At 63.2% G+C, this 15564-nt stretch carries 17 protein-coding genes; 5 read left to right on the plus strand and 12 right to left on the minus strand.

Features of this window, described 5'->3' with window-relative positions; all coding sequences use genetic code 11:
• Positions 1–60: 60 nt before the first annotated feature.
• Complete coding sequence (locus tag PVZ80_RS05905; RefSeq protein WP_007932243.1) at positions 61–1245, plus strand: osmoprotectant NAGGN system M42 family peptidase; 1185 nt, start codon at positions 61–63, stop codon at positions 1243–1245.
• A gap of 101 nt (positions 1246–1346) precedes the next feature.
• Positions 1347–1574, plus strand: coding sequence for a YheU family protein (locus PVZ80_RS05910; protein ID WP_007932245.1), 228 nt, complete (start codon positions 1347–1349; stop codon positions 1572–1574).
• A 51-nt stretch (positions 1575–1625) separates the two neighbouring features.
• On the opposite strand, the gene PVZ80_RS05915 is transcribed toward PVZ80_RS05910, so the two are convergent.
• Positions 1626–1958 (minus strand): YnfA family protein, encoded by a 333-nt coding sequence (locus PVZ80_RS05915; protein ID WP_007932246.1) that lies wholly within the window; start codon positions 1956–1958, stop codon positions 1626–1628.
• Positions 1959–2022: 64 nt separating this feature from the next.
• A complete protein-coding gene (locus PVZ80_RS05920) occupies positions 2023–2838 on the minus strand; it encodes an SDR family oxidoreductase (protein WP_009045033.1) in 816 nt (271 codons plus the stop codon).
• Between the two features lie 303 nt (positions 2839–3141).
• Here PVZ80_RS05920 and PVZ80_RS05925 point away from each other — a divergent pair, with 303 nt between their 5' ends.
• The gene (locus PVZ80_RS05925) at positions 3142–3294 is read left to right on the plus strand and encodes a DUF3309 family protein (RefSeq protein ID WP_009045034.1); all 153 of its coding nucleotides are present in this window, start codon (positions 3142–3144) and stop codon (positions 3292–3294) included.
• Between the two features lie 81 nt (positions 3295–3375).
• Here PVZ80_RS05925 and PVZ80_RS05930 read toward each other — a convergent pair whose 3' ends face one another.
• From PVZ80_RS05930 to PVZ80_RS05950, 5 genes are all read right to left on the minus strand, one after another.
• Positions 3376–5469 carry an LTA synthase family protein gene (locus PVZ80_RS05930; RefSeq protein WP_009050189.1) on the minus strand — a complete coding sequence of 698 codons (2094 nt, stop codon included), beginning with the start codon at positions 5467–5469 and terminating at the stop codon, positions 3376–3378.
• A gap of 323 nt (positions 5470–5792) precedes the next feature.
• Positions 5793–5984 (minus strand): PLDc N-terminal domain-containing protein, encoded by a 192-nt coding sequence (locus PVZ80_RS05935; RefSeq protein WP_009050190.1) that lies wholly within the window; start codon positions 5982–5984, stop codon positions 5793–5795.
• A 98-nt stretch (positions 5985–6082) separates the two neighbouring features.
• Positions 6083–6613: a hypothetical protein gene (locus tag PVZ80_RS05940; protein ID WP_009050191.1), complete on the minus strand. Its 531-nt coding sequence runs from the start codon at positions 6611–6613 to the stop codon at positions 6083–6085.
• Positions 6614–6727: 114 nt separating this feature from the next.
• Entirely contained in the window at positions 6728–7246 is a 519-nt protein-coding gene (locus tag PVZ80_RS05945; protein WP_009045037.1) for an ankyrin repeat domain-containing protein, read from the minus strand.
• 97 nt (positions 7247–7343) lie between these two features.
• Positions 7344–9176: a long-chain-acyl-CoA synthetase gene (locus PVZ80_RS05950; RefSeq protein WP_009050193.1), complete on the minus strand. Its 1833-nt coding sequence runs from the start codon at positions 9174–9176 to the stop codon at positions 7344–7346.
• A 612-nt stretch (positions 9177–9788) separates the two neighbouring features.
• Between PVZ80_RS05950 and PVZ80_RS05955 the strand changes: the two genes are divergently transcribed.
• The gene (locus tag PVZ80_RS05955) at positions 9789–10067 is read left to right on the plus strand and encodes a DUF3509 domain-containing protein (protein WP_009045039.1); all 279 of its coding nucleotides are present in this window, start codon (positions 9789–9791) and stop codon (positions 10065–10067) included.
• A gap of 95 nt (positions 10068–10162) precedes the next feature.
• Here the strand turns inward: PVZ80_RS05955 and mtnC are convergent, their stop codons facing one another.
• The 5 genes from mtnC to aroC form a co-directional block, all read right to left on the minus strand.
• Positions 10163–10846, minus strand: coding sequence for an acireductone synthase (gene mtnC / locus PVZ80_RS05960; protein ID WP_273863526.1), 684 nt, complete (start codon positions 10844–10846; stop codon positions 10163–10165).
• Between the two features lie 4 nt (positions 10847–10850).
• Positions 10851–11396, minus strand: a complete 546-nt coding sequence (locus PVZ80_RS05965; RefSeq protein ID WP_053269685.1) for a 1,2-dihydroxy-3-keto-5-methylthiopentene dioxygenase — start codon at positions 11394–11396, stop codon at positions 10851–10853.
• Between the two features lie 97 nt (positions 11397–11493).
• Entirely contained in the window at positions 11494–12114 is a 621-nt protein-coding gene (locus tag PVZ80_RS05970; RefSeq protein ID WP_028683097.1) for a methylthioribulose 1-phosphate dehydratase, read from the minus strand.
• Positions 12111–13259 (minus strand): MFS transporter, encoded by a 1149-nt coding sequence (locus tag PVZ80_RS05975; protein WP_101283135.1) that lies wholly within the window; start codon positions 13257–13259, stop codon positions 12111–12113. The genes PVZ80_RS05970 and PVZ80_RS05975 overlap by 4 nt, the downstream gene beginning before the upstream one ends.
• Before the next feature lie 34 nt (positions 13260–13293).
• The gene (gene aroC, locus PVZ80_RS05980; protein ID WP_007932265.1) at positions 13294–14385 is read right to left on the minus strand and encodes a chorismate synthase; all 1092 of its coding nucleotides are present in this window, start codon (positions 14383–14385) and stop codon (positions 13294–13296) included.
• Positions 14386–14526: 141 nt separating this feature from the next.
• On the opposite strand from aroC, the gene PVZ80_RS05985 reads away from it, so the two are divergent.
• Positions 14527–15480, plus strand: coding sequence for an alpha/beta hydrolase (locus PVZ80_RS05985; RefSeq protein ID WP_038634212.1), 954 nt, complete (start codon positions 14527–14529; stop codon positions 15478–15480).
• Positions 15481–15564 lie beyond the last annotated feature (84 nt).

Here is a 15564-nt window from a genome sequence, read left to right on the forward strand (position 1 = left end):
GTAGGAGCGAGGCTTGCCCGCGATGACGCACCCACTGGCTCCACTTCACCAGGAGTTTCCATGACCCGATCGATTCCCGAACCGGACCTCAACTACCTGCAGAAAGTCCTCCTGGAAATGCTCGCCATTCCCAGCCCCACCGGCTTCACCGACACCATCGTGCGTTACGTGGCCGAGCGCCTGGAGGAACTGGGCATTCCCTTCGAACTGACTCGCCGCGGGACCATTCGCGCCACCCTCAAGGGCCAGAAGAACAGCCCGGACCGCGCCGTCTCGGCGCACTTGGACACCATCGGCGCCAGCGTGCGCGCGGTGAAAGACAACGGCCGCCTGACCCTGGCCCCGGTGGGCTGCTGGTCCAGCCGGTTCGCCGAGGGCAGCCGGGTCAGCCTGTTCACCGACAACGGCGTAGTGCGCGGCAGCGTGCTGCCGCTGATGGCCTCCGGGCATGCCTTCAACACCGCGGTGGACGAGATGCCCATCAGCTGGGACCACATCGAATTGCGCCTGGACGCCTACTGCACCACCCGCGCCGACTGCGAGTCGCTGGGCATCGGTGTCGGCGATTTCGTCGCGTTCGACCCCTTGCCGGAATTCACCGAAAGCGGCCATATCAGCGCCCGCCACCTCGACGACAAGGCCGGGGTCGCCGCGTTGCTGGCCGCGCTCAAGGCCATAGTCGACAGCGGTGAGCCGCTGATGATCGACTGCCATCCGCTGTTCACCATCACCGAAGAAACCGGCAGCGGCGCGGCGGCGGCCCTGCCCTGGGACGTCAGCGAATTCGTCGGCATCGACATCGCCCCGGTCGCCCCCGGCCAGCACTCCAGCGAGCACGCGGTGAGCGTGGCCATGCAGGACTCCGGCGGGCCTTACGACTATCACCTGTCGCGGCACCTGCTGCGCCTGGCCACCGAGCACGAGCTGCCGGTGCGCCGCGACCTGTTCCGCTACTACTTCAGCGATGCCCATTCGGCGGTCACCGCCGGCCACGACATCCGCACCGCCCTGCTGGCCTTCGGTTGCGACGCTACCCACGGCTATGAACGCACCCATATCGACAGCCTGGCGGCCCTCAGTCGGCTGCTGGGCGCCTACATCCTCAGCCCGCCGGTGTTCGCCAGCGACGCGCAGCCGGCCCAGGGCTCCCTGGACCGCTTCAGTCATCAGCTGGAGCACGACACGCAAATGGAAAGCGACACCCGGGTGCCGTCGGTGGACAGCCTGGTGGGGCAAAAGTCCTGAGGTGATAAGCCCTGAAGTGAAAAGCCGGGCCCCGCGCGAGGTTTGCCTAGCCGCGCGGGGCCCGGCGCAGTAGGATCCGGGATTGTTTGCCGGAGGCCCCTATGCTGATTCCCCATGACCAACTGGAAGTCGACACCCTGACCCGCCTGATCGAAGACTTCGTCACCCGCGACGGCACCGACAATGGCGACGACACCCCGCTGGAAACCCGCGTCCTGCGCGTGCGCCAGGCGCTGACCAAGGGCCAGGCGGTGATCGTGTTCGATCCGGACAGCGAGCAGTGCCAGTTGATGCTCAAGCACGACGTGCCCAAGGAATTGTTCGACTGATCTTCGGCCGGGAGCGAATGCCATGGCGGCGCCCAAAACCCGGCCAGCCCCTCAACCGTTGGTAAAGCGCGGCCCGAACAGAATGATGCTCGCGCCGATCACGCACAGCGCCACCCCGAGCCAGTCCGAGCTCAGCGGCCGCACCCGCTCCACCATGCCCAGCCAGCCGATCGAGGCGATGATGTAGATCCCGCCGTACGCCGCATAGGCGCGGCCGGCGTAGCTCGCTTCGATCTTGGTCAACAACAGGGCGAAGAGCATCAGGCTCGCCAGCGCCGGGACCATCCACCAGGCGCTTTTGCCCTGGCGCAGCCACATCCAGAAGGCGTAGCAGCCGGCGATCTCGAACAGCGCGGCGAGGAAGAACCACAGGTAATTGAGCATGCAAGGTCTCGTCAGGGATGCCAGATGCTGGCAACCCTAACGACGCACAGGGTCAACGGCAAGCTCAGCTGGCGTTTTGCTTGGCCTTGGCGCGCATCTTGTCGGCCATGAGGGTCATTTCGTCGTACAGCAGTTGCGGGTTCTTCTGCTTCAGGGCCCAGGCCATGCGCCCCTGTTCATGGGGCAGGATCATGAATTCGCCGGCGGCGACCTGGGTGTAGATGTAATCGGCGATGTCCGCCGCGCTGATCGGCGAGCTTTCCAGCAGCTTGCCGACCTGGGCCTTCATCGCCGGGGTCGGGCCGCGGAACGAATCCAGCAGGTTGGTCTGGAAGAACGACGGGCATACCACGTGCACGCCGATTTCCTGCTGGGCCAGCTCGATCAGCAGGCTTTCGGAGAGAGCCACCACACCGGCCTTGGCCACGTTGTAGTTGCTCATGGCCGGGCCCTGCATCAAGGCCGCCATCGAGGCGATATTGATGATCCGGCCCTTGCTCTTTTCCAGCAGCGGCAGGAACGCCTTGCAACCCTTGACCACGCCCATCAGGTTGATCGCGATCTGCCAGTCCCAGTCTTCCAGGGACAACTCGCTGAAGAAGCCGCCGGACGCCACGCCGGCGTTATTGACGATCACATCGATGCCGCCGAGCTTGACCTCGCAGGCCTGGGCGAAGGCCGTCAGCTGGCTGTAGTCACGCACGTCGCAACGTTGCACGAAGCCATCGCCGCCGGCTTCGCGCACCAGCCTGAGGGTTTCCTGCAGGCCGGGTTCGCTGACATCCGACAACGCCAACTGCCAGCCTTCGCGCGCCCAGCGCAGAGCGATTTCGCGACCCAGGCCGGATCCGGCGCCAGTGATCATCATGCGATTTTGCATAGGAGTTGCCTTGTTGTTCCGGGAGAGATGAGGCGAGTGTAGCGAAGGATTTTGTGCCGCCCACGCACCATCAGATTGCTGAATGCCCCAGGCAAACCGGGGCCTCGGTGCGACTTCCCGCGGTGTTGCAAGTTCCACTCGATGGCCAGCGGTAGCAGGTACGAAAGGAAATAGCCCTGCGTGCAAAAAGCATTAAAAAAACTTGGAATCATCCTTGAAAACAAAGAGTCGGAATGATTAAGCGGTGCGGATTAATTGCCTTGAATCCAGCCGCGCCTTTGATCATCCAATAAGGACAACGACATGGGCACAATCCTGATCATTATTCTTATTCTTCTGCTGATCGGTGGTCTTCCAGTGTTCCCGCACTCCAGAAGCTGGGGTTATGGCCCATCCGGCATCATCGGTGTGGTCCTGGTGGTGTTGCTGATTCTCGTGCTACTGGGCCGGATATAGGCATCGCTCGTTCAAGCTCGGGACTGTTCAACCGTCGAAAAAAAAGAGGCCCGAGGGCCTCTTTTTCATTCGCGCGATGAATCAGTCCGGCGTGCCGTGCACCACGCCTGCGGTGTTATCCAGCAGGCTCTTGGTAGCGGTTTGCAGGAAGGCTTCGAGCTTGTGCTTCAACTCGGCGGTACGCGGCGCGTCCGGCACGACTTCGGCATGGGGATTGGCACCCAGTTCGTACTGGTAGATCTTCGGCGCCATTTCCTTCTCGCGCGGCAGTACCAGGATCTGGTCGGCGGTGACGATGGCGGTGGTCTGCTCGCTGCCCGACGGCTTGATCACGCCAAAGCCGGTATCGCCCTGCGGCAGGTTGAGCAGGTCGCGGCCCCAGCACTGATGACGCACTTCGCCACCCAGGCGGCCCATGATGGTCGGCACGATATCGACCTGGGTACCCACGGTGTGGTTGCGCTGGCCGAATTTCTCCTGGATGCCCGGGGCGATCATCAGCATCGGCACGTTGAAGCGGCCCAGGTCCATTTCGGTGATCTGGCGCTCGTTGCCGAAACCATGGTCACCCACGATCACGAACAGCGTCTCCTTGAAGTACGGCTCCTTGCGCGCCTTCTCGAAGAACTGGCCCAGGGCCCAGTCGGAATAACGCATGGCGGTCAGGTGTTCGTTCAGGCTGCCACGGTCGGTCACCTTCTCCACCGGCAACGGCGTCGGCAAGGCGTACGGGGTGTGGTTGGACAGGGTCTGCAGCAGGGCATAGAACGGCTTGCCGTTTTCCCGCGCCTTCAACTCTTCCAGGCCACGGTTGAACATGTCCTGGTCGGACACGCCCCAGGTCGGATCGGAGAACACCGGATCGACGAAGTCGTTGCGACCGACGAAGTTGGTCATGCCCTGGTTGCTGAAGAAGCCCGACTGGTTGTCCCAGGCGAAATCGCCGTTGTAGACGTACACGTCGTCATACTTGCGGGCGCTCAGCACCTGCGGCAGGCCGGACAGCTTGTGGCTGCCTTCCGGGGTCTGCATCAGGTATTCGAAACCCGGCAGGTTGGGGAAGCAGGCCATGGTGGCGAACATGCCCTGGTGGGTATGGGTGCCGTTGGAGAAGAAGCGGTCGAACAGCAGGCCTTCCTTGGACAGTTGGTCCAGGTACGGGGTGATGTTGCCCGGAGCGCCCAGGGCGCCCACCGAGTGACCGGCCATGCTTTCCATCAGGATCACGACCACGTTCTTGATCGGCAGGGTCTTGTCGGCCGGTGGCGTGTAGTCGCGGCGCACGGCGGCGATATCGGCGTCCACCAGCTTGTCGTCCGGCATCACCAGCAGGTCGCGCACCACTTGCTGCGCCTCGGGCTGCGGCAGGGTGGCTTTCCAGATATTGCTGCGGTCTTCGCCCATCCGGCTCTTGGCCGCTTCGACCAGCGACAGCGTGCCGTTGAGGCCCAGCTGGTTGGCGAAGTTCGATTCGGTGGTGTAGACGTCACCCCAGCGCAGTGGCGGGCCCTGGCGCAGGGTGCCGCGGGCGGCGACCACGCAGACCAGCAGGCAGACCACGAATACGCCGATACGGGCGTACCACGGGGCGACCTGCCGGGTGCCGATGCTGCCGCCGCTGAACGGGCCGCGTGGCCGGGTCGCGCGGTCGGCGCCCTTGAACGCCAGGCTCAGCAGCCAGGTGCCGAGCGCCCAGGCCAGCAGGTAGCGCACCACCGGGAAGCCGTACCAGAGCATGCTCATCACGGTTTTCGGGTCTTCCTTCACATACTGGAAGACCAGGCCGTTGAGGCGCTGGTGGAACTCGCGGTAGAAGTCCATCTCCATCAGGCCGAGGAACAGCGCGATGCTCGAAACGATGGTCAGCCAGAAGCGGAAGAAACCGCGAGCCGCCATGGCCCGGGCACTGAACAGGGCCAGCAGCAGCGGGATGCTGAGGTAGACCACCAGGCGCACGTCGAAGCGCAGGCCGTTGGCGAAGGCTTCAAGGAAGGTCGAGGCCGGTGTGTCGAGGATCATCTCGCGGTTGTAGACCAGCAGCGCCACGCGCAGCAAGGACAGCATGACCATCATGGCCAGCGCGCAGAGCAGCGTATAAGCCAGATGCGATTTGACGGTCGGTTGCAGCAGGCGACTCGAGGCTCGCTGCTGACTCAGGGCGTCCGGGTTTGCCATATCGTTTTAGGACCCAATGGAAGTTGAAGTTGCGAAAAAAATGCAGCTGCGCTTTGCCCTCTTGTAGCCATTCAGGGCTGGGGGGGATGGCGCGGTGCGCAAATGTTGCACGATCAGCAGCGGCATTGCCATTGATTACTGGCAGGCGCCCTCACCCGGCCGGCAATGGCCAGAGTCAGGGATCGCAACCGGAGATCGCACGGGGTGTAGCGGAAAAACAGCGCTGGCGAATTGTCATGGAGACTTTGTGAAAATTTCGTGCAGCGCATATTTGGTCACATAAAAAAGGGCCTGGCGGCCCCTTTTCGAACCCGCGCCAGCCTTCAGAACCTCACGTTACCGCGCGGCCCGGCAATCGCCCAGATGATCAGGCCCAGAACCGGCAACAGGATGATCAGCAGCACCCAGAGGATTTTCATCCCGGTTTCGGCACTGCTTTTTAGCACATTGATGATCGCCCAGATGTCCAGCGCGAGGATGATCAGGCCGACCAGCGTATTGAAGGTGGAACCCATGGTGTCGCTCCTAAGTGAGGGCTTGCCCACTTAGGATAGCCGGCCAGCGCCTGGGTTCCTTTTTATCGCCCGCGCGGTCAGGTCCGTGGCTCGGCAGCTCAGACGTGAACCGCGACCTTGAGCGCTTCCAGGGACGGAGCGGCGGCGATGCCGGCTTCGGCGCACAGCTCCAGCACGCGCGGCACGTCGTTGCCGTAGACCAGCACCACTTGCAGCTCGTCGTCCAGCAGCTGGCTGAAGTTCATCAGCACGTAGCCGCCGTTTTCCGGGTTCATGCTGCCCATCTGGATCTGGATGCGGTTGAGCGCGGTCAGGGCCTCGGTCTTGGCCAGTTGCTTGGGCTTGATGTTGAACGCCACGCCCGGGCCGAAAGACGCGACGATCTGCGCGAACAGGTCCATGTAGGTGTCGGCCTGGAACAGCACGGTTTCCGGCAGGCTGCCGACCACCACCCATTCGCCCAGCGGGATCGGGAAGCTGTCGTCGTAGTTGATGTCCGGGTTGGCGGCCAGGAAGGCCTGGGGATCGGCGTAGGCCTGGGCGGCCTCGTCGGCGATCCGCAGGATTTCTTCTTCGCCCATGCAGCCGGAGCTGATTTTGGTGATGAGTTCGGCGAGGACGGTTTTCATGGGCGAATCCTGTTACGGGTCAATGGCGGGCGCGCAGGATAGCCTAAACCCGCCCCGCGAACCTACCGCCGCGACCAAGGCCTGGCCTTGGCCCGGCGGCATGCGCCATTCAGCTCAGCCCAGCAACTTCTGCAACTGCGCGGTGGTGTCGACGGCGCCCATGGTCTTCGCCGCGTCCAGTGCACTCACGCCGTTGGCGTCGGTGGCTCGCGGGTTGGCACCCTTGCCGATCAGGTAGTCGACGATTTCCGTGCGGTTGAACATCGCCGCCATCATCAGCGCGGTACGCCCGTCGAAGGACGAACCTTCCACCTCGGCGCCGCCTTCCACCAGCGCCTTGACCACTGCCAGGTCGCCCTTGAAGGCCGCGCCGGCGATCGGGCTCTGGCCGTTGTCGTTACGAATCTCGGGGTCGGCCTTGTGCTTGAGCAGCACCTGCACCGCGTCCACATGCCCGTAGTAGCTGGCCAGCATCAGCAGGGTGTCACCCTTGTGATTGCGCAGGTTGACCGGCAGACCGCTGCTCGCCAGCTTGTCGAGCATCTGGGCGTCGCCTTGACGGGCGACGTTGAAGACCTGCTCGGTAAACTCGGCGGCTTCTTCTGCGGTCATCTGGCGGCTTTTGTCTGACATCGGGAACTCCACTTTCGGCCAATCGGAAAGCCGCTAGTGTCCCCAAGCGCCTCCTGCCCTGTCATCCCTTTTTTCTCAAGAGCGGCCATAGCCAGAATCAATAACGGTGCCGGCCAGCGCAAATGTCCGCCAGGACCGCCTCCGTCACCTGGACGTAGGTCGCCGATCCCGGCAACCAGGCGTACACCGGGTCGCCGCCGGTTTTCGACGGGTCGAAGGCTTCTTCCTTGAGCCGGGTCTTCTGGTACTTGAAGGTGCCGGTGGTCTCCATTTTCACCTTGACCCGCAGGAACAGTGGCACCGCGTAGCCCGGCAGATGCTCGCGGGCGAACTGCAACAGCTCGGTGAAATCCAGGGTCGCCAGGGACTCGGCCGGAGTGATCGCCGCCATCCCGGCGCGACCGTTGGTGTTGTGCACCTCGACGCCATAGGCCACCGCCTCGGCGACCTGCGGATGTTGCAGGAGGATGTTCTCCACCTCGGTGGTGGAGACGTTTTCGCCCTTCCAGCGATAGGTATCGCCCAGGCGATCGATGAACTGCGCATGGCCAAAACCGATATCGCGCAGCAGGTCGCCGGTATTGAAGTAACGATCTCCCTTCTCGAACACGTCGGTGAGGATCACCTTCAGGTTCTTTTCCGGCTCGGTATAGCCGTCCAGCGGCGCCTTGTCGTCGATCTTCGCCAGCAGCAAGCCCTGCCCGCCCCGGGCGACCTTCTGCATGAAACCCGAGCCGTTGCGGATCGGCGCACAGGTGTCGTGGGCGTACTCCACCAGCGCCCAGGGCGCCAGGGAGAAGCCCACGGTATTGTCGAAGTTGAGCACGTTGGTAAAGCCGATATTGCCGTCGCTGGCGGCATACAACTCGCAGATATGCTCGACGCCGAAACGCTGCTTGAACGGCCCCCACACGCCGGGGCGCAGACCGTTGCCAACCATCTTCACCACGCTGTTGTCACGGTCGTGCTCGCTGGCGGGCTGGTCGATCAGGTAACGGCACAGCTCGCCCACATAGCCGATGGTGGTGGCCTTGAACCGGCGGGCGTCTTCCCAGAACCGGCTGGCGCTGAACTTGCGGCGAATGGCAAACCCCGAGGCCCCGCTGATGGCCGAGCCCCAGCACACGCACAGCCCGGTGGCGTGATACAGCGGCAAGGTGCAGTAGAGGATGTCGGCCGGCTGCATATCGAGGGCGATCATGCCGAAGCTGGCCGAGGTGCGCATCCAGCGGCCATGCTTGAAAATGCCGGCCTTGGGCAGCCCGGTGGTGCCCGAGGTGTAGATATAGAAGCACGGATCGTCGAGGTAGATCCGCGCGGTGCTCGGGGGGTTGCCCGAGTCGCTGGCGGCGCTGGCGGCCATCAGGTCGATGCAGCCGGCGGGCGTTGGCCCGGGCGCCACATCTGGGTCGGCGACGAACCAGGTACGCGCCTCGTCGATGGCGACCTGGTCGCGAATCGCCGAATAGGCATCCAGCAGTTCGACGCCGACGATCATCGCCACCGGCTTCACCAGGTTCACGCTGTGCACCAGCACACTGCCGGTCTGCGCGGTGTTGAGCATGGCGCAGATACCGCCGAGCTTGGCCACCGCCAGCACGCTCACCAGCAACTCGGGACGGTTCTCGACGAAGATCGCCACCACGTCGCCCTTGCCGATGCCCTGGCTCGCCAGGTAATGGGCGATCCGGTTGGCCCACTGGTTGGCCTGTGCATAACTCAACACCCGGTCGCCATACAGCAGCGCCGGGCCGTCAGGGTTGCGTTGCGTGGCCTGCTCGAAGGTCCAGCCCAGCCCGCAGGGCTGATCGGCACGCTTGACGTTGGCTATCTGCATGCCCTTGATGACCCGCGGCAACGCCCGGGCGATGGAGGGCAACTTTCGCAGCATCATGCCCCAGGTGATCATGTCGTGCTGACGAGTGCTCATGACGGCTCCTGTTCGACGCAAAAGGATCCTGCACGGGCCAGACCGGCAGGCAGACAAGGGTCGATGGGGCTATTCGGCTGGGGGCCGAGGGCGGGCCGCCACGGCAAACTGGAGAGAAACAGGGGGCGCGCTATTGGCAGTGATGCGGAGCATGGCGTTCATGGATGACGTCCTATTTTCTTATTATCAGGCGCCCATGACCCTAGGGATCACGACGCATGACTGTCCATGTCGATGAAGCGTCTGATTGACTTGTACAGCCTGTCGCTGGCAAAAAAATACGTCAGCGCTTCTTGGCCTGTACACGGAGTTTTTGCAAAGTTTTGTATCTCCCCCGCGCCGCCAGGTGCCTCGCGCTTGAGGGCCGGTTTGCCGGTTGAATCTTTTACGTGAACCGACAGTCACAGCGTTACGCCCCGGCCCTCGCCCACGCCTGCGATCTCGCAAAATGCAGGATGCACGATGGCCATTCATGCAAATTGCACGGACGCACAAATGACGAATATTTATAACAATATGATTTATAAAGATTTTTTAAAAAATTGAGGCTGGCACAATCGCTGCACCTATCACTCCAGGTTTGCCATTCAAGAACCAATGGAGCTGATAGACATGAGCCTGATCCAAGAAAAATTCGCTTCCCTGTTCTCCAACTACGAAGTGACCACTCAGCCACGGCCCGATGGCGGCATCCTGCTGACGCTGCGTAACAGCGAAGGTAAACAGCTCAAGCGCTCGATCTCTTATGCGCAGTTGCATGCGGGCGATCAGCTGTCGTGGGTGATCAGCGCGTTGCGTCGCGACCTGGCTGAACAGGCCAGCGAATTGCCACAGATTTCCCTGCTGCAAAGCCAGAACCGTTTTGCCCTGCCGTCGTATCACTCGCTTTAAATCCGTACCGCTGCGGATTCGCGGTGACAACGCAGACATGACGGATAGCCCCAATCAGGCCGTGCCAGCCTTACGCTGACACGGCCTGATTGCTTTCAGAAACGCTGCGGATCGATCTCGGCGAAGCTCGCCACATTCGCATGCCCCGCCAACACCCCGCCTTCGCGCACCAGGCCGCAGGTGGCCAGGCCGGCGGACTTGGCCGCATCCAGTTCCTGGACGACATCGGACAGAAAGAGAATCTGCCCAGGTGCACAACCGATGGCCTGGGTAATGCGCTGGTAAGATTGCACTTCGCGCTTGGGCCCGGAAGTGGTGTCGAAAAAACCGCTGAACAGCGGCGCCAGGTCCCCGGCAATGGAACGACCGAAAATCAGCTTCTGCGCCTGGATCGAGCCCGACGAATAGACGTACAACCGATAACCAGACTGATGCCAGTGCTGCAACGCCGCCACCGCATCCGGGTAGACATGGCCCTTGAGCTGCCCGGCCCGGTACCCCTGTTCCCAGACCATGCCTTGCAAGGCCTTGAGTGGCGTGGCCTTGCGATCTTCCGCGATCCAGCCCAGGAGGACCTCGATCACCCGCTCGACATCCGCCGCCGGCTCGCCGCGGGCCTCACGCACCGCCTGCAACTGCTCGGCGACATCGGCCCGGTTGGCGTGCTTGCGCACGAAGTCCGGCAGCTGCTGCACCGCGTAGGGAAACAGCACCTCGAAGACAAAACTCACCGCGCTGGTGGTGCCTTCGATGTCGGTGAGAATGGCCTTGATCGGCATCCGCTCAATCCTCCAGAAGCGGGAACTGGCTGGCGATATCGGAACCGGTGAAGTTGGCGACCCAGCCTTGCGGGTTATTGAACATGCGGATCGCCACCAGGTACGGGTTCTCGCCCATATCGAACCAGTGCGCGGTACCGGCCGGCACCGAAAGCAGGTCGTTCTTCTCGCAGAGCACGGCGTACACGTAGTCGCCGATGTGCAGATTGAACAGGCCGCGACCGGCGACGAAAAAGCGCACCTCGTCCTCGGCGTGGCGGTGTTCGTCGAGGAACTTGGCGCGCAGCTCGGCCTTCTGCGGGTGATCGCTATTGAGGCTGATCACATCGACGGTGATGTAGCCGCGTTCGGTCATCAGGCGGTCGATCTGCTCCTGATAGGCGCCTATCACTTCCTCCTGGCTGGCGCCCGGCTGGATCCTGGTGGCGGCTTGCCAACGATCGAAACGCACGCCCTGCTCGGCCAGGGTCGCGGCGATATCGTCGAAATGGGTCAGCACCTTGTTCGGCAGGTCCGGGCTGGATACGTGGTAAACGGACAGGCTGCTCATCTTGGCAATTCCTCGTTATCGGCAGTGCCCGCAGGCTTTCCAGGCCGGTCAGGCGGTGCATGTCATCAGGCGGTGGCTACTTCAGTGGAAGAAAGCCTTAACGGTTTAACAGGGCGCGAGTCTTCAACTCACACTCGAACAGGAACTCGAAGGCCTCGATCTGGCGCTGCGCGTCACTCATGCGCGCGCCCCAGGTATAGAGGCCATGACCGCGAATCAGGTAGCCAACGCAATCGGCATGGGCGTCGAGCCAGGGCTGGACCTTGCTCGCCAGCCGGGCAATATCCTGATCGTTGTCGAAAATCGGCACCCGCACCCGCGACTCGTGGCTGGCAATGCCGGCAAAGGCCTTTTGCAGCTCGTAACCCTCGAACTCGATGAAGTCCTCGGCGGTCAGGCGCGACAGCACCGTGGCGTTCACCGAATGGGTATGCAACACGGCGCCGATCTGCGGGTTCCAGCTGTACAGCTGGGTGTGCAACAGGGTTTCGGCCGACGGCTTTTTACCCGGTTCCAGACTGTTGCCCGCCAGGTCGGTGGCCAGCACGTCATCCAGGCCCAACTGGCCTTTGTGCTTGCCAGAAGCCGTGAGCAATAGCGCGCTTGGCGACAGGCGCGTGGAATAGTTGCTGCTGGTGGCCGGCGACCAGCCGCGGGCATGTAGAAAGCGCCCGACCTCGATGATGTCCTGTGCCAGCTGTTCGCGGCTAAGGCTCATGGCCTCTCCTCTTGCATACGTGTGGCAATGATAACGGCTGCCGCCAGCGCTGCGAGGCTTGCAATACTAAAGGTCAATGTCGCGCCCAGGGCGTTCCAACTGTAGCCGGAATACAGCGCGCCCAATGCGCCGCCGGTGCCGGCCAGGGCCGCGTACAGAGCCTGGCCCTGGCCCTGCTGGCGGTCACCGAAGCTGCGTTGCACGAAATGAATGGCCGCGGCATGAAAGCTGCCGAAAGTCGCGGCATGCAGCACCTGGGCAAACAACAGCACCCACAGGTGCTCGGCAAAGGCGCCCAGCAGCAGCCAGCGCAGGGCCGCCAGCAGGAAACTCGCCAGCAGCACCCGGCGCACCGAAAACCGCGAGAGAATCCAGCTCATCGCCAGGAACATCAGCACTTCGGCGACCACCCCCAACGCCCACAGCAGGCCGATCAAGCCGCGGCTGTAACCCAGGTGTTCCAGGTGCAGGGTCAGGAAGGTGTAGTAGGGGCCGTGGCTCATTTGCATCAAGGCCACGCAGGCATAGAAGGCCAGCACGCCGGGGCTGCGCAGCTGGCCAAGAAAGCCTCCAGCCGCCAGGCGACTGCCCTGGGCCGCTGGCTGGGCATTGGGCACCCAGGCGCTGCTGAGCACGATGCCGGCCATGATCAGTACCAGCGTCGCCGGGTAGATATCCAGGCTCAGCCACTCGAACAGCCGCCCCAGCGCCACCACCGTGAGAATGAAGCCGATCGAACCCCACAGGCGGATCTGGCTGTAGCGGGCGGTCTGGCCTTGCAGGTGCGCCAGGGTGATCACTTCGAATTGCGGCAGCACTGCGTGCCAGAAGAACGCATGCAAGGCCATGACCATCGCCAGCCAGGCGTAGCTCTTGCTGACGAAAATCAGCGAAAAGCTCAGCAGCGTGCAGATCGCGCCAAAACGCACAATGGCCAGGCGCTGGCCGGTGTAGTCGCCGAGCCAGCCCCAGATATTCGGCGCCACGCAGCGCATGAGCATGGGAATCGCCACCAGCTCGCCGATGCGCGCGCTGGAAAACCCCAGGTGATCGAAATACAGCGCCAGAAATGGCGCGGTCGAACCCAGCAAGGCGAAATAGAACAGATAGAAACTGGAGAGCCGCCAGTACGGGAGCGCCGCCACGGCCGTCAGACCGTGGCGACTGGCAGGGACGCCATTACAACTGGCCCAGCACCGGCGTGCTGACGCGCACGTCGGCGTTCTGGCCACGATGACGCAGCAGGTGATCCATCAGCACGATGGCCATCATGGCTTCGGCGATCGGCGTGGCGCGGATGCCGACGCACGGGTCGTGACGGCCCTTGGTGATGACGTCCACCGGGTTGCCATCGATGTCGATCGAGCGACCCGGGGTGGTGATGCTGGAGGTCGGCTTGAGCGCCAGGTGCGCGACGATCGGCTGGCCGGAGGAAATCCCGCCAAGGATGCCGCCAGCGTTGTTGCTGAGGAAACCTTGCGGGGTCAGCTCGTCGCGATGCTCGGTGCCACGCTGGGCAACGCTGGCGAAACCGGCGCCGATCTCCACGCCCTTGACCGCGTTGATGCTCATCAGCGCGTGGGCCAGCTCGGCGTCCAGGCGGTCGAAGATCGGCTCGCCCAGGCCCGGCATCACGCCCTCGGCGACCACGGTGATCTTCGCCCCCACCGAGTCCTGATCGCGACGCAGCTGGTCCATGTAGGCTTCCAGCTCCGGCACCTTGTCCGGGTCGGGGCTGAAGAAGGCGTTGTCTTCCACCGAGTCCCAGGTCTTGAACGGGATTTCGATCGGGCCCAGCTGGCTCATGTAGCCCCGCACCACGATGCCCTGGCTGGCCAGGTACTTCTTGGCTATGGCCCCGGCCGCCACGCGCATGGCGGTTTCCCGCGCCGAGCTGCGACCGCCGCCGCGGTAGTCGCGGATGCCGTATTTGTGGTGGTAGGTGTAATCGGCGTGGGCCGGGCGGAACAGATCCTTGATCGCCGAGTAGTCCTTGGACTTCTGGTCGGTATTGCGGATCAACAGGCCGATGGAGCAGCCAGTGGTCTTGCCTTCGAACACGCCGGAGAGGATTTCGACTTCATCGGCTTCCTGGCGCTGGGTGGTGTGGCGGCTGGTGCCGGGCTTGCGCCGGTCCAGGTCGCGCTGCAGATCGTCCAGCGACAGCTCAAGACCCGGTGGGCAGCCGTCGACAATGGCGACCAACGCCGGACCATGGCTTTCGCCGGCGGTGGTGACAGTGAACAGCTTGCCGTAGGTATTGCCAGACATGCGGGACGCTCCGTGAAATCAGCCGAAATAACTCAATCTGGATTACTGAGCGCGCCAGTATACGCAGCCTACCCAACTAGTTCATCCTCGAACCTTATCCGTGCCGGGAAGTCCAACCGGCACCTTCTCCATGATGGCGTGATGATGCTGCGAGTTCTTCTCTTGAGCCTTACCCTGTTCACCGGCCTGGTCCACGCGGCCGTGCTGCAACGTCCCATCAGCCTGGACACTGGCAATGGCGAGTTATATGGCTCGCTGCTGTTGCCCAAGTCCGACGCCCCGGTGCCGGTGGTGCTGATCGTCTCCGGCTCCGGCCCTACCGACCGCGATGGCAACAACCCCGACGGCGGGCGCAACGACAGCCTCAAGCGCCTGGCCTGGGTGCTGGCCAAGCACAACATCGCCAGCGTGCGCTACGACAAGCGCGGCGTGGCCGCGAGCCTTGCCGCTACTCCGGACGAACGCAACCTGACCCTCGACGCCTACGTCGCCGATGCCGTGGCCTGGGGCAAAAAACTCAAGGCCGACCCGCGCCTGGGCCCGTTGATCGTGCTCGGCCACAGCGAAGGCGCGCTGATCGCCACCCTGGCGGCGCCCCAGGTCGATGCGGCGGCAGTGATTTCCATCTCCGGCACCGCCCGCCCGGTGGACCAGGTGCTGCGCCAGCAATTGAGCTATCGCCTGCCGGCGCCGCTGATGCTGCGCAGCAACGAACTGCTCGACAGCCTCAAGGCCGGCCGGGTCGACACCGACGTGCCGCCGCCGCTGGAAGTGATCTTCCGCCCCAGCGTGCAGCCGTACCTGATCACCCTGTTCAAAGAAGACCCGGCCGCCGCGTTCGCCCGCCTGAAAATGCCGGCCCTGATCGTCCAGGGCAGCAACGACATCCAGGTCGGCGTCGACGACGCGCGGATGCTCAAGGCCGCCAAGCCGGATGCCCAGTTGGCGCTGATCGAGGGCATGAACCATGTGCTGCGCATCGTGCCCAACGACGTCAAGCGGCAACTGGCCTCCTACAAGGACCCGCAACTGCCCCTGGCCTCGGAACTCGGCAGCCGCATCATCGGTTTTATTGACGGACTTCACGCCCGTTGACGCGTTTTCCCCTCCAGTCCTGAAAAAAACGGCCGATAAGCCTTTGCCGGCCGTTCACTTGCCGTCGGCAAGTAGCGCTTGGAC

The organism is Pseudomonas sp. B3G-3 (assembly GCF_028640915.1).
GTDB classification, from domain to species: domain Bacteria; phylum Pseudomonadota; class Gammaproteobacteria; order Pseudomonadales; family Pseudomonadaceae; genus Aquipseudomonas; species Aquipseudomonas chlororaphis_I.

Coding starts and splice junctions, on each gene's coding strand:
- PVZ80_RS05930 (WP_009050189.1), bottom strand. CDS start 5,469: ATGGCAAACCCGGACGCCCTGAGTCAGCAGCGAGCCTCGAGTCGCCTG.
- PVZ80_RS05925 (WP_009045034.1), top strand. CDS start 3,142: ATGGGCACAATCCTGATCATTATTCTTATTCTTCTGCTGATCGGTGGT.
- PVZ80_RS05915 (WP_007932246.1), bottom strand. CDS start 1,958: ATGCTCAATTACCTGTGGTTCTTCCTCGCCGCGCTGTTCGAGATCGCC.
- PVZ80_RS05905 (WP_007932243.1), top strand. CDS start 61: ATGACCCGATCGATTCCCGAACCGGACCTCAACTACCTGCAGAAAGTC.
- PVZ80_RS05965 (WP_053269685.1), bottom strand. CDS start 11,396: ATGAGCAGCCTGTCCGTTTACCACGTATCCAGCCCGGACCTGCCGAAC.
- PVZ80_RS05935 (WP_009050190.1), bottom strand. CDS start 5,984: ATGGGTTCCACCTTCAATACGCTGGTCGGCCTGATCATCCTCGCGCTG.
- PVZ80_RS05940 (WP_009050191.1), bottom strand. CDS start 6,613: ATGAAAACCGTCCTCGCCGAACTCATCACCAAAATCAGCTCCGGCTGC.
- aroC (WP_007932265.1), bottom strand. CDS start 14,385: ATGTCTGGCAATACCTACGGCAAGCTGTTCACTGTCACCACCGCCGGC.
- PVZ80_RS05985 (WP_038634212.1), top strand. CDS start 14,527: ATGATGCTGCGAGTTCTTCTCTTGAGCCTTACCCTGTTCACCGGCCTG.
- PVZ80_RS05920 (WP_009045033.1), bottom strand. CDS start 2,838: ATGCAAAATCGCATGATGATCACTGGCGCCGGATCCGGCCTGGGTCGC.
- PVZ80_RS05945 (WP_009045037.1), bottom strand. CDS start 7,246: ATGTCAGACAAAAGCCGCCAGATGACCGCAGAAGAAGCCGCCGAGTTT.
- PVZ80_RS05950 (WP_009050193.1), bottom strand. CDS start 9,176: ATGAGCACTCGTCAGCACGACATGATCACCTGGGGCATGATGCTGCGA.
- mtnC (WP_273863526.1), bottom strand. CDS start 10,846: ATGCCGATCAAGGCCATTCTCACCGACATCGAAGGCACCACCAGCGCG.
- PVZ80_RS05970 (WP_028683097.1), bottom strand. CDS start 12,114: ATGAGCCTTAGCCGCGAACAGCTGGCACAGGACATCATCGAGGTCGGG.
- PVZ80_RS05955 (WP_009045039.1), top strand. CDS start 9,789: ATGAGCCTGATCCAAGAAAAATTCGCTTCCCTGTTCTCCAACTACGAA.
- PVZ80_RS05910 (WP_007932245.1), top strand. CDS start 1,347: ATGCTGATTCCCCATGACCAACTGGAAGTCGACACCCTGACCCGCCTG.